General features: G+C 70.0%; 10 protein-coding genes. 7 read left to right on the top strand and 3 right to left on the bottom strand.

What is annotated here, in order from left to right; translation table 11 throughout:
- Positions 1-51: 51 nt before the first annotated feature.
- The 5 genes from ACTJKF_RS01185 (at position 52) to ACTJKF_RS01165 (ending at position 6123) form a co-directional block, all read left to right on the top strand.
- Entirely contained in the window at positions 52-1011 is a 960-nt protein-coding gene (locus ACTJKF_RS01185; RefSeq protein WP_440621709.1) for a glycosyltransferase family 2 protein, read from the top strand.
- A gap of 151 nt (positions 1012-1162) precedes the next feature.
- Positions 1163-2299: a glycosyltransferase family 4 protein gene (locus ACTJKF_RS01180; RefSeq protein ID WP_440621708.1), complete on the top strand. Its 1137-nt coding sequence runs from the start codon at positions 1163-1165 to the stop codon at positions 2297-2299.
- Positions 2300-2309: 10 nt separating this feature from the next.
- Entirely contained in the window at positions 2310-3776 is a 1467-nt protein-coding gene (locus ACTJKF_RS01175; RefSeq protein WP_440621707.1) for an O-antigen ligase family protein, read from the top strand.
- Positions 3773-4957 carry a glycosyltransferase family 4 protein gene (locus ACTJKF_RS01170; RefSeq protein ID WP_440621706.1) on the top strand — a complete coding sequence of 395 codons (1185 nt, stop codon included), beginning with the start codon at positions 3773-3775 and terminating at the stop codon, positions 4955-4957. The genes ACTJKF_RS01175 and ACTJKF_RS01170 overlap by 4 nt, the downstream gene beginning before the upstream one ends.
- Positions 4957-6123, top strand: a complete 1167-nt coding sequence (locus ACTJKF_RS01165; protein ID WP_440621705.1) for a glycosyltransferase family 4 protein — start codon at positions 4957-4959, stop codon at positions 6121-6123. The genes ACTJKF_RS01170 and ACTJKF_RS01165 overlap by 1 nt, the downstream gene beginning before the upstream one ends.
- Positions 6124-6261: 138 nt before the next feature.
- Here ACTJKF_RS01165 and ACTJKF_RS01160 read toward each other — a convergent pair whose 3' ends face one another.
- From ACTJKF_RS01160 to ACTJKF_RS01150, 3 genes are all read right to left on the bottom strand, one after another.
- On the bottom strand, positions 6262-7719 hold the full coding sequence (locus tag ACTJKF_RS01160) for an MFS transporter (protein ID WP_440621704.1): 1458 nt from the start codon (positions 7717-7719) through the stop codon (positions 6262-6264).
- 240 nt (positions 7720-7959) lie between these two features.
- Positions 7960-8727, bottom strand: coding sequence for an AraC family transcriptional regulator (locus ACTJKF_RS01155; protein ID WP_440621703.1), 768 nt, complete (start codon positions 8725-8727; stop codon positions 7960-7962).
- A gap of 26 nt (positions 8728-8753) precedes the next feature.
- Positions 8754-9095 (bottom strand): FKBP-type peptidyl-prolyl cis-trans isomerase, encoded by a 342-nt coding sequence (locus tag ACTJKF_RS01150; RefSeq protein ID WP_440621702.1) that lies wholly within the window; start codon positions 9093-9095, stop codon positions 8754-8756.
- 593 nt (positions 9096-9688) lie between these two features.
- Between ACTJKF_RS01150 and ACTJKF_RS01145 the strand changes: the two genes are divergently transcribed.
- Positions 9689-10606 carry a metal-dependent hydrolase gene (locus tag ACTJKF_RS01145; RefSeq protein ID WP_440621701.1) on the top strand — a complete coding sequence of 306 codons (918 nt, stop codon included), beginning with the start codon at positions 9689-9691 and terminating at the stop codon, positions 10604-10606.
- A gap of 437 nt (positions 10607-11043) precedes the next feature.
- Positions 11044-12513: a sigma 54-interacting transcriptional regulator gene (locus ACTJKF_RS01140; protein ID WP_440621700.1), complete on the top strand. Its 1470-nt coding sequence runs from the start codon at positions 11044-11046 to the stop codon at positions 12511-12513.
- The last annotated feature ends 749 nt before the right edge of the window (positions 12514-13262 follow it).

Raw genomic sequence — 13262 nt, 5'->3', positions numbered from 1 at the left:
GACACCGGGCCGGTGCGAGCGGCACCGCCCCGGCCGACTGGAGAACCCCCGATGAAAATTTCCGTGCTCGTTCCGACCTACCGGCGTCCCGCCGACCTCGCGCGCTGCCTGCTGGCGCTGCAGCGCCAGCAGCGGCTGCCCGACGAGGTGATCGTCGTCGCGCGCCCGGAGGACGATGCCACGCACGAGCGCCTTGCCGATCCGTCGGTCGGCGGCGCGCTGCCGTTGCGGATCGTGCCGGTCGACGTGCCGGGGCAGGTCGCCGCGCTCAACAAGGGGCTCGACTCGGCGACCGGCGACATCGTCGCGATCACCGACGACGATGCGGCGCCGCGTGCCGACTGGCTCGCGCGCGTCGAAGCCGTCTTCCTGGCGGATCCGCGCGCCGGTGCGGTCGGCGGCCGCGACTGGGTTCACGAGAAAGGCCGCGTGCTCGACGAGTCGCGCGAGCGCGTCGGCCAGCTCACGCTGTCCGGCAAGATCATCGGCAACCATCACCTCGGCGTCGGCGGCGCACGCGAAGTCGACATGCTGAAAGGCGCGAACATGAGCTATCGCCGCGCGGCGATCGAGCGGCTGCGCTTCGACACGCGGCTGCGCGGCGCCGGTGCGCAGGTGCACAACGACATGGCGTTCAGCATGCACGTGCAGCGCGCAGGCTGGAAGCTCGTCTACGACCCGGCGATCGCCGTCGATCACTTTCCGGCCGAGCGTTTCGACGACGACCGGCGCGACGCCGCGTCGCTGAATGCGATCAGCAACGGTGCGTACAACCTGCACGTGATCCTGCGCGAGCATCTGCCGCCGGTGCGGCGCGAGATCGCGTGGTGGTGGTGGACGCTGGTCGGCACGCGCGTCTATCCCGGCTTCGCGCACGTGCTGCTGTCGCTGCATACCGCGCGGCGCGACCGTGTGCGCGAGCACTGGCGCGCGGTGCGCCGCGGCGCGCGCGAGGCGCGCCGCGCGAACCTTGCCCCCCACCGTGCGGCGATGCCGCCGGTGACGTCTTGAACGGGCCGCGCGTCCGACGCACGGCCACCCCCGGAGGGCACTAAATGGCACAACCCCCACGCTCACTTTGTTCGCTTGGGGGGGCGCAGCCCCCCCATCTCCCGGAAGCTTGTCCGTCGGCACATCATCCGACGGCCCGGCGGAGGCTGACATGACTGCCACGAAAGTTCACGTCCACCTGTTCTACGGCGCCGATCCGCGCACCTACCGGAAAGGCGAGGACATCGGTTGCCTGTACGGCTATCACCACGCCGAATCCGACGAATTCCGGCTGACCTATTCGCAGGACCGGCGCGAGAGCCGCGTCGCGAGCCTCGCGCGCCGTGCGCTGAAGGCGGCGCTCGGCTTCGACGTCGCGCACGCATGGCGCAATCGCGCCGCGCTGTTGAACACCGACGTGATCTGGACGCACACCGAGCAGGAGCATCTCGCCGCCGCGCTGATTCTCAAGCTCGCCGGCGCACCGGGCAAGCGCCCGCTGCTGCTCGCGCAGAGCGTCTGGCTGTTCGACAAGTGGAACACGTTCGGCGGCCCGCGCCGCTGGCTGTATCGCAAGCTGCTCGCCCGCGCCGACGCGCTGACGACGCTCGCCCGCGACAACGCCGAACTGTGCCGCCGCTTCCTCGGGCGCGACGCGGAGTTCGTGTACTACGGGCTGAACACGCAGGACTTCCCGCCGGTCGAGCCGCGGCAGTGGCAGCCGAACCGGCCGCTGCGGATCGCCGCGATCGGCAATGACCGCGACCGCGACTGGCGTACCTTCCTCGCCGCGTTCGGCGGCGACGCGCGCTACGACGTGCGGCTCGCGACACGGCGCCGCGTGCCGCGCGAGTGGCACGCGCCGAACGTGAAGATCGGGTCGGCGTCGGGCCTCGCGAAGCAGCATGAGCTCTACGCATGGGCCGACGTGATCGTCGTGCCGCTGCGGCCGAACTTCCACGCGTCGGGCATCACCGTGATGCTCGAGGCGGCGGCGGTCGGCAAGCCGATGATCGTGTCCGACGTCGGCGGGCTCAGCGACTATTTCCCGCACGACACGGCCGCCTACGTGCCGGCGTTCGACGCACAGGCGATGCGCCAGGCCGCCGATCGCTTCGTCGCCGATCCGGTTGCCGCGCTCGACTGCGCGCGCGCCGCCGCTGCGTGCCTGCGCGAGCGCGACCTGACCACGCAGGCGTTTGCCGAACAGCACGTGCGGATCACGCGCGACATGCTGCGCCGGCGTCGCACGCCGGCCGCCGCGGGGCGCGCGATGCCGCTCGCGGATTCGCGTCCGTCGTCGCGGTGAGAGCGGATCGATGAGTACGATTGCCGCTGAGCGCGCTCCGTCGCGCAACCGCAAATGGCTCCCCGAGCCGAAGCACTGGGTCGGGCAGGCCGGGCTGTGGACGTTCACCGCCGCGCTGATCGCCATTCACCAGGGCAAGGTGCTGACGCTCGCGTTTCCGGTGCTGGCCATCGCGGTCGGCCTCTGGCTGTATTTCAAGAGCCCGGCGCGCTACGTCGGCTTCATGTGGTGGGTGTGGTTCCTGAGCCCGGAAGTGCGGCGCCTGGCCGACTGGTCGAAGGGCGCGTTCACGCCGACGAGCCTGATCCAGGTCGCGCCGCTCGCGGTGACGATGATCGCCGGGCTGGGGCTGCTCAGGCATTACCGCGTGCTCGCCCAGCGGCGCGGGATTCCCGTGTTGCTGATGCTGTTCGGGCTCACGTACGCGTACCTGGTCGGGATCGTGTCGAGCGGCGTGATGGCCGCGACCTACGATCTCGCGAACTGGGTCTATCCGGTGCTGATCGGCTTTCACATCATGGTCAACTCGCGCGACTACCCCGAGTACCGCGACGTGCTGCTGTCCGCGTTCATGTGGGGCGCGCTCGTGATGGGCGTGTACGGCGTCGTGCAGTACTTCGTGATGCCGCAGTGGGACGTGCTGTGGATGATCGGCTCGGACATGGGTTCGCAGGGCGAGCCGGTGCCGTACGGCGTTCGCGTGTTCAGCACGATGAACTCGTCGGGGCCGTTCGCGTTCGCGATCATGGGCGCCCTGGTGTTCGTGTTCGCGGCGCCGCAGAAGGTCCGCTGGTTCGCGGGCGCGGCCGGCTTCGTGTCGTTCGCGTTGAGTCTCGTGCGCTCGACCTGGGGCGGCTGGGTGATCGCGCTCGCGATCCAGCTCGTGCAATCGAGCAACCGCGTGCGGATGCGGATCCTGATCAGCGGTGTCGTGCTGGTCGGGCTATGCGTGCCGCTGCTGACCGTCGGGCCGGTGGCCGACCGGCTCGGCCAGCGTCTGCAGTCGATCACGAACCTGAAGGATGACCGCAGCTACGACGACCGCAACAAGTTCTACGCGACCTTCGCGCAAACGGCATTCACCGACGTCGCCGGCGAAGGGATGGGCGCGACCGGCGCGTCGACCAAGCTGTCGAGCGACAGCGGCGAGCTCGGCAAGTACGGCAGCTTCGACAGCGGCGTGATGAACGTGCCGTTCGTGCTCGGCTGGCCCGGCACGCTGCTGTACCTGTCGGGCGTGTTCATGCTGCTGGCCCGCACGTTGCGTGCCGCGTTCAAGCTGCGCAAGGACAAGTTCGTCGGCGCATGCCTGAGCCTGTGCCTGTCGGTATTCGCGATGCTCGTGTTCACGAACTCGCTGATCGGCACGGGCGGCCTGCTGCTGTTTACGGCCATTTTTTCCATACTATCCGCGGCGCACTGGCAGAAGGCGCAGCGCCTGCTGGCCGCCGCGCGTTCACGGGGAGGCGACCATTGAGAATCGCGATCGTCACGCATGTCGTGCGTCATAACGACGGGCAGGGCCGCGTCAATTACGAAATCGCGCGCGCGGCGCTGGCCGAAAACTACCAAGTCACGCTGATTGCGTCGCACGTCGCGCCCGAGCTGCTGGCCGACCCGCGCGTGCGCTGGGTGCCGGTGACGGTCGGACGCTTCTGGCCGTCGAATCTCGTCAAGCAGCAGGTGTTCGCGCTCAAGAGCGCGGCCTGGTTGCGCGCGCATCGCGGCGAAATCGACGTGCTGCACGTGAACGGCTTCATCTCGTGGATCAAGGCCGACGTGAATACCGCGCACTTCGTGCACGGCGGCTGGTTCAAGAGCCCGTACTACCCGTTCGGGCTGACGAAGGGGCTGTGGTCGGCTTACCAGTACGTCTATACGCGCGTGAACACCGCGCTCGAGCGCTGGGCGTACCGGCGTTCGCGCGCGATCACGGGCGTGTCGCAGAAGGTGGCCGACGAGATCGCCGGGCTCGGCATCGACAGCCGCAAGATCAGCGTGATCTACAACGGCGTCGACGGCAGCGCGTTCGCCGGCGCGCAGGCCGATCGCGCGGCGTTCAAGCTGCCGGACGAGGCATTCCTGCTGCTGTTCGTCGGCGACCTGCGCACGCCGCGCAAGAACCTCGGCACCGTGCTGAAGGCGCTGACGACGCTGCCGGCCAACGTCCACCTCGCGGTGGCCGGCTACTTGCCCGGCAGCCCGTATCCGGACGAGGCGCGCGCGCTCGGCATCGCTTCGCGCGTGCATTTCCTCGGGCTCGTGAAGAACATGCCGACGCTGATGCGCTCGGTCGACGCCTACGTGTTCCCGTCGCGCTACGAAGCGATGAGCCTGTCGCTGCTGGAAGCGATGGCGGCCGGTTTGCCGGTCGTCACCGCGCGCACCGCCGGCGGCGCGGAAATCATCACGCGCGAATGCGGGATCGTGCTGGAGGATCCCGACGATCCGGCCGCGCTCGCGCAGGCGATCGGCGCGCTCGCGGCGTCGCGCGACACCTGTCGCGCGATGGGCGATGCCGCCCGCGAACTGATGACCCGTTTCGGCTGGGCCCACATGGGCGCCCAGTACGTCGCGCTTTACCGGCGCATCGGACAACCCTCGCAGCCGTCCGCCTTCGAGCGGGTCGAGCATGCGGTCACGCAGGAGCAAACCTGATGTCCCTTTCTTCCCGGCCGATCAAATCGTTGCAGATCGGCATGCACTGGTTCCCCGAACGCGCGGGTGGCCTCGACCGGATGTACTACTCGCTCGTCGGCGCGCTGCCCGGTGCGGGCGTCGAAGTGCGCGGGCTCGTTGCCGGCTCGCCGAAGGTCGCCGACGACACGGGCGGCGCGATCCAGGGCTTCGGGCCCGCGTCGCAGACGCTCGCGCGCCGGATGCTCGCCGCGCGCCGCGCGCTGCGCGACGAGATTCGCAGCGCGCGGCCGGACGTGATTTCGTCGCACTTCGCGCTCTACACGTTCCCGGGTCTCGACGTGACGCGCGGGATTCCGCAGGTGTCGCATTTCCAGGGGCCGTGGGCCGACGAAAGCCAGGTCGAAGGCGCCGCGTCGCTCGGGCAGCGCGCGAAGCGCTATCTCGAACAGGCCGTCTATACGCGCTCGTCGCGGTTGATCGTGCTGTCGCAGGCGTTCGGCCAGATCCTGACGAACCGCTACGGCATCGATGCGTCGCGCGTGCGCGTGATTCCCGGCTGCGTCGATACCGCGCAGTTCGACACGCCGCTCACGCCGGCCGAGGCGCGGCACAAGCTGCAGTTGCCGCAGGACCGGCCGATCGTGCTGGCCGTGCGCCGCCTCGTGCGACGCATGGGGCTGGAGGATCTGATCGATGCGATCGGCGTCGTCAAGCGCCGCCATCCGGACGTGCTGCTGCTGATCGCCGGGAAGGGCAAGATCGCCGAGGAACTGCAGCAGCGCATCGATGCGGCCGGGCTGCAGGACAACGTGAAGCTGCTCGGTTTCGTGCCCGACCACCATCTCGCGGCGCTGTATCGCGCGGCGACGGTCAGCGTCGTGCCGACGGTCGCGCTCGAAGGCTTCGGGCTGATCACCGTCGAATCGCTTGCGTCCGGCACGCCGGTGCTGGTCACGCCGGTCGGCGGGCTGCCCGAGGCCGTTGCCGGGCTGTCCGACGATCTCGTGCTGCCGTCGACCGGCGCGGATGCGATCGCGGAAGGGCTCGGCGCGGCGCTGTCGGGCGCGATCGCGCTGCCGGACGAAGCCGCGTGCAAGCGCTATGCACGCGAGCATTTCGACAACGCGGTGATCGCGCGCCGCGTCGCCGGCGTGTATGAGGAGGCGATCCAGGCGGCGGCGTGATTCGGCGCCGCACGCTGCCACGATGATGTTTTCACCGGCCGCACGCGCGTGCGGCCGGTGCGCAGGCCGGCTCACCCGATTCGGGCGAGCCGGCCTTTTGCCGTGCGCCGCGCGCCCGGCGACGGCCGACCGTGCCGTTCAATCGGCCGCCGACATCGCCCGACGCGCCGCCGGCGCGCCGCGCTGCGCATCGGCCCTGACCATCGTCGCAAGCAGCGCGGCGATGACCAGCAGCCCGGCCGACACAGCGGTTGCGACATGCAGGCCCGCGACGGTCTGCCACGCGCCGCCGCCGCCCGTGAGCGCGCCGAACGCGGCGACGCCCATCGCGCCGCCGGCCTGTCGGGCGGTGTTCAGCACGGCCGACGCGATACCCGCGCGCTCGGGTTCGACCGACGCCAGCACGGCCGTCGTCATCGCCGGCACCGCGAAACCCATGCCGGTCGGAATCAGCAGGAACGGCACGAGCAGCAGCGGCAGCGGCGTCGACGCATCGATGCAATGCAGCGCGCCGTAGCCGAGCGCGGCGACCAGGGCGCCCGCGCACATCGGCGCACGCGGGCCGTGACGCGCGACCGCGCGGCCGCTCGCGAGATTCGCCAGCAGGAAGCCGCCCGTGAGCGGCAGGAACGCGAGCCCGGCCTGCAGCGCCGATTCGCCGCGCACGCGTTGCAGGTACAGCGCCAGCACGAACACGGTGCCGTAGTACGTGAGGTTCACGCAGATCCCGAACAGCACGGCCGCGCTGAACGTGCGGCGGCGGAACAGCGACAGCGGCAGCATCGGCGTCGCGGCGCGCGACTCGACCGCGACGAACGCGAGGGCGGCCAGTGCCGCGAGCGCGAAGCCGCCGACGACGACCGGATGCGTGAAGCCGAGCGGCCGCCATTCGATCACGGCGGCGGTCAGCGCGGTCAGCATCGCGATCGCGGTGAGCTGTCCGCGCAGGTCGAGCGCCCGCACGGAACCCGAGGAAGGGGTTGTCGCGGCCGGCGTCGCGCCGGTGCGCCGTGCGGGCACCCAGGCGAACGCGGCAGCCAGTCCTGCCGCACACAGCGGCAGGTTCACGAGAAAGATGCCGCGCCAGCCCCATGCGGCGATCAGCAGGCCGCCCGCCACCGGGCCGGCCGCGATCGAGATCGCGCCCGCGGCCGTCCACCAGCCGACGGCTCGCGCGCGCAGGCGCGGATCGTGCCGGCACGCATCGTTGAGCAGCGCGAGCGAATTCGGCAGCATCGCCGCGGCGCCCACGCCCTGCAGCGCACGGGCGGCGATCAGCATCGCGGGGGCGACGGCGGCGCCGCACGCCAGCGACGCGAGCGCGAATAGCACGAGGCCCGCGACGTACATCCGTCGCGTGCCGAAGCGGTCGCCGAGCGCGCCGCCCGACAGCATCAGCACCGCGAACGCGAGCGTATATGCGTCGACGACCCACTGCAGGCCGGCGACCGACAGATGCAGATCGCCGGCCAGATGCGCGAGCGCGATGTTGACGATCGTCACGTCGAGCTGCGTGACGACGAAGCCGATGCTGACGGTCGCGACGATGCGGGCCAGCGCGGGCGGGAAGGCGGGGGAAGCGGTGGTCTTGTCCATGTGCCCATCGTAGGGCGCGGCGGGCAAGCGATGTTTCAGGGAGGCGCGAAGTGTCGATACGCGTCACGTTCGCGACGAGCGTGATCATTGGACCGATGCGCCCCGCTGTTACGCGCGACACGGCTTCACGTGACACGGGCCGAGGCGGCCGACGACCATCCGGCCGTGACGGATCGGCACGATCGGCTCAAGCGCGGTTGGCGCGGTTGGTGCTGGGGAAATTCGGCGTAGCCGGGCCGCTCAGTGCCGTTCGCCGCGCCAGCGCCCGGGCGCGACGCCGAAGCGTTTCGTGAATGCGTGCGTGAAGGTGCTCTGATCGGCGAAGCCGACCATGCCGGCGATGTCGACGAGCGCGTGATGGCCTTCGGCGAGCAGCACCACGGCGGCGTCGAGCCGCAGCCGCTGCAGGTAGCGATGCGGGGTTTCGCCGAACGCGTCGATGAACAGTTGATGAAACCGGCGCATCCCGTAGCCGCAATGCGCGGCGAGATCGGCGATGCGCAGCGGCTGAGCGAGCCGGGCGCGCAGCCAGCGGTCGATGCGCGCGAAATCGAGGCCTGCCGCGGGCGCGGCGACGCGGGTGTCGCCGAGCAGTGCATCGCACAGACGCACGGCGGCCTGCCACTGGAAACGGTGCGCGCGCCGCGTGTCGCCGGCCGTCCCGTCGAATTGCACGGCGGCCGCCGCGACCTGCGCGACGAGCGACGTGAGCCGCGGGTCGATCGACACCGCCCGCGCGCGATCGAACAGCCGCTGCGGCACCGCGAGCGATGCGGCGGGCAGGTCGAGCACGAGCTGGCGATTGTCGCCGAGGCCCGCGTAATCGTGGCGCGCGCCGGCCGGAATCAGCCAGGCCGCGTGCCGGTCGATGCGCTGGCCGACGCCGTCCACCGCCATCACCATCGCGCCGTCGACGCCCAGCACGATCTGGTGAAAGTCGTGCAGGTCGGACGCTTCGCACATGTCGTAACGGCGCAGCGCGATGGCGGGAGACGGGATGCGTTCCATCGGAAGGGCGTCGGCCGGCGGCGTCGTCAGACGTCGAGCAGTTCGACTTCGAACACGAGCGTCGCGTTCGGCGGAATCACGCCGCCTGCGCCGCGCGGGCCGTAAGCGAGTTGCGGCGGGATCGTCAGGCGACGCACGCCGCCCACCTTCATGCCTTGCACGCCTTCGTCCCAGCCCTTGATGACCATGCCGCCGCCGAGCACGAACGCGAACGGGTCGTTGCGGTCCTTGCTCGAGTCGAACTTCTGACCGTCGGTCAGCCAGCCCGTGTAATGGACGCTGACGGTCTTGCCGGCTTGCGCTTCCGCGCCGGTGCCTTCGGTCAGCTCTTCGATTTTGAGGCCCGATGCGGTCGTGGTGACAGTCATGACTTCTCCTGAAAAGGGGTTGGGTAAAACCGCTATTGTAGGCGAGCGCGCAGGGCGCCGCCGCACGCGGCGAAGGCCGGCTGCACGCCGGTCGTGCGCCGGCTGTGCGCCGGCTGCGGCGGCCGTGGCGCGCATCGCCCGGCATGCGCATGTCACGCGCGTTTGAATGGCTCGAGCGCCGGATTCACGCGGCGGCGCCGGGCAAGCGGGGCGCGTGTATGAATCGGTGTCGACCGTCCGTCCGGCACCGTGCCGACTGCCGTCATGCCCGTTCCGGAGACGCCTGTCGGGCGGGGCTGTCGCGCCGGCGACAACCCGCACGGGCACCCCGTGCATGGCGGCCACGCACCCGGCGTCCGCGTTCGAATCGCGGCCCGTCCGGCCGTCGTTTGAACGCCGCATTTACCGCGATTCCGACCGTGCCCCGTTTGGAAGCGCGCGTCTACCGCGCGGCTTGCGCGTCGCGCGGCCCGGCGCCTATCTTTACAGCTATCGATGTCAAGATTTCGGCGTGGCGCGCTGCGCTGCCCTGGGCCCGCGCCACAAGGCCGCAACGGCTGCCGGGCCGGCCGACGACCAGGAGAATGACGACCATGAAGGCAGCCGCTTCCGCCACCGCAGCCGACGTGATGCCGGTGCGCCGCGACCTGCGCTTCGACCTGCCGGTCGAGCGCGCGAAGGACTGGCATGGGCTCGGCCCGCACGTGACCCACTTCTTCAACGCGCTGTCGCTGCTGTTTCCGGCCGGCGAGCGTTTTTTCATGGATTCGGTGCGCAACTATCGCGACCGGATCGACGATCCCGTGCTGAAACGGCAGGTGCTCGGCTTCATCGGCCAGGAGGCGATGCATACGCGCGAGCACGTCGAATACAACGCGCTGCTGCAGGCGAACCGCCTGCCCGCGCGCAAGCTCGACAAGCGCGTGTGGACGGTGCTCGGTTTCGTGAAGCGCACGCTGCCGCATTCGGTGCAGCTCGCGCACACGGTCGCGGCCGAGCACTACACGGCGATGCTCGCGGACTGGATCCTGCGCGACCCGACGCGTCTGGACGGCTCGGTCGAAGGCTACCGGCAGATGTGGGTGTGGCATGCGCTCGAGGAAACCGAGCACAAGGCCGTGTCCTACGACGTCTGGAATGCCGTGATGAAGCCGGGCCCGCGCCGCTACCTGATCCGCGTCGGCGTGTACCTGGCGACCACGCTGACGTTCTGGCCGACCGTATTCCTGATGCACCGGGCGCTGTCGTCGCGCGATCGCGACATCAAGCATCGCGTGCGCGGCATGCTGCGCATGATGGCGTTCCTGTACGGGCCGCGCCGCGGGCTGTTCCCGCGCATCGCGGGGGAATGGCTGAGCTTTTTCCGGCCCGGTTTCCATCCGTGGGACCATGACAACCGCCATCATCTCGCACGGGTCGACGCGCTCGTCGCCGCCTACGGCGACCATGACGGCGCGGCGGCCGGGCGTGGGCGGGCCAGCGCGCTCGCACCGCTCGCGTCGGGGCGCTGACCCAGCCCTGCGCGATGCGGTGCATGTTGCGTCCGTGCATCAGTCCCGCTTCATCTGACGATTGACCGGCGTCAGGCGGAAACGGTTGCACGTGCACGCGCCGGTCCGACCGACAGGTCGCGCCGGCGCCCGCCGCGGGCCCGATTCCGCGTGCCCGGCGTGACGTGCCGCGCCTGCGCGCCCGCGCCGGCGCGGTTTCGCGCGTTCGCTCACCGTCCGGCCTCGCTTCGCACGGGCCGCGCCACCGGGATAACACCCATCTAGCCGCGCGCCGGTGGCGTCGATATACCGATCATGAATGGATCCGCCCGGCGCGCGATTATTGCCCGGGGGGATTTTATTCGGACGGAAATGCAGCCAATATGTCGGTTCGATCGAGGTCCGTCGTACGCGGCGGCGAGCCGGCGCACGATACCAACGCCAAGCGGGGAACAACGATGGTTGCAAGGTCACCCGACGCAAACGGGGCGGCGTCCGAGATGCCGCCCGTGTCCGTTACTGCCCCCGAAGCCGGACGCAAGCTGTTCGTGATCATGCGTTCGCCGGACGAGCCGTTGCTGGCGCAACTGCGCGGCCTCGGCTGGGAGATTTCGGTCGCGAAGACGGCCGGCGCCGCGCAGAACATGACGTCCGGCGTGAGTGTCGCGGCCGGGCTGATCGATTTCACGGGCTTCACGTCGCGCGATTATCCCGCGCTGAAGGCGTGCCTGAGCCAGTCGGCGATCGGCTGGATTTCCACCGCGCAGGCCGGCATCACGATCGGCGTCGCCGTGCGCGAGCTGATCCGCAGCTACTGTTTCGATTACGTGACACTGCCGTTGCCGTACGAATGGATTTCGCACGTGCTCGGCCATGCCCGCGGGATGGCCGCGCTCGATCGCGTCGACGGCGCGGCCTACGCGGCGTCGATCGGCGAGCACGGGATGATCGGCAACTGCGAAGCGATGCAGCAGCTGTTCAGCACGATCCGCAAGGTCGCGAAAACCGATGCGAGCGTGTTCATCTCCGGCGAGTCGGGCACCGGCAAGGAGCTGACGGCACTCGCGATCCACGAGCGTTCGGTGCGCGGCAAGGGGCCGTTCGTCGCGATCAACTGCGGCGCGATCCCGCATCACCTGCTGCAGTCGGAACTGTTCGGCTACGAGCGCGGCGCATTCACCGGCGCAAACCAGCGGCGTGCGGGCCGGATCGAGTCCGCGAACGGCGGCACGCTGTTTCTCGACGAAATCGGCGACATGCCCGTCGAAAGCCAGGCGAGCCTGTTGCGCTTCCTGCAGGAAGGGAAGATCGAACGGCTCGGCGGCCAGGAGTCGATTCCCGTCGACGTGCGGATCATCTCGGCGACGCACGTGGATCTCGACAGCGCGGTCGAAGCCGGCCGCTTCCGTGCGGACCTCTATCACCGGCTCTGCGTGCTGCGCATTCACGAGCCGCCGCTGCGCGCGCGCGGCAAGGACATCGACATCCTCGCGCATTACGTGCTGCAGAAATACAAGGCCGACAGCGGCCGCAAGATCAGCGGCTTCACGTCGGCCGCGCTCGACGCGATGCGCCGCTACGAGTGGCCGGGCAACGTGCGCGAGCTGATCAATCGCGTGCGCCGCGCGATCGTGATGGCCGAGAGCCGGCTGCTGACGCCGCACGATCTCGGGCTCGAGGCGCCGGGCGAAACGGAGCCCGTGACGCTCGAACAGGCGCGTTCGCTCGCCGAGCGCACCGCGATCGAGAACGCGCTGCTGCGCAACGATCACCGGATCAACAAGGCCGCCGCCGAACTCGGCATTTCGCGCGTGACGCTGTACCGGATGATGATCGAGCACGGGCTCAACGACCACGACAACAACGGCGACAACGGCGGCAAGGACGGCTCGCCGCCTGACGACGCGGACCACCAGCGGGTCGGCTGAACGGCGGCGCGGCGACGTCCGCGGCCGCCCCGTGCGCGGGTGTCCGGCCGCATGTAAAGGGCGTGAAACGTTTCGTGCCGGCGGCCGTGCCGATAACCGCGGCAAACGCGGGTGGCAGCCTGCCGCCCTTGCCGGGAAAATTTTCCGGATCGTCCGAGCGCCTTGTCCGGCAAGGCGCTGCCGCCGCACGGCGGACGCCGCCCGCGCGCGACATGTTTCAGTTTCGTAACGTCCCGCAGGTCCTGCCCGCTCGTGCCGCGGGCTGGTCCGACGAAAGCCTTGTGCGGACGGCCTGATGCGAGGCTGGCCCGCTCCTTGCGGTAGTTCATGTGCGAGCGTCGACGACGTGGCGTCCGGCCGGTTCGGCAGCGAACCCTGCGAGGGGCCGGCAAGGACGCAGTCCGCGGGGATGATCGGCAGGACGGGCGGCATGGCCCCGTTCCGGCCGGCATGGGCCGTCGTCATCGGATCGTCGGGGCACCGGCGGCGTCCGGTTGCCGGTACAAGCAACGGATCGAATACGGGGTAGAAAAATGATGAACGATCGCCACACGCCGCGGCCGGCAGGCCGCGATCGCAGTGATTCGACCCATCGCCGGTCGACCGCGCATCTTGCTGCCGGCCGGCATGCGCCGACAGGCCATCTCTCCGCGCCCGGTGCGAGGCGGATCCGGCTGATACCCGGCCATCCGCGCCGGGCCGGCGCTTTCTCGCTCGCCAACCCGGTCCGCATGGGGATGTGCGCGCGG

The organism is Burkholderia sp. 22313, assembly GCF_052045245.1.
GTDB lineage: Bacteria > Pseudomonadota > Gammaproteobacteria > Burkholderiales > Burkholderiaceae > Burkholderia.
This window is presented reverse-complemented; position numbering and strand designations above follow the sequence as displayed.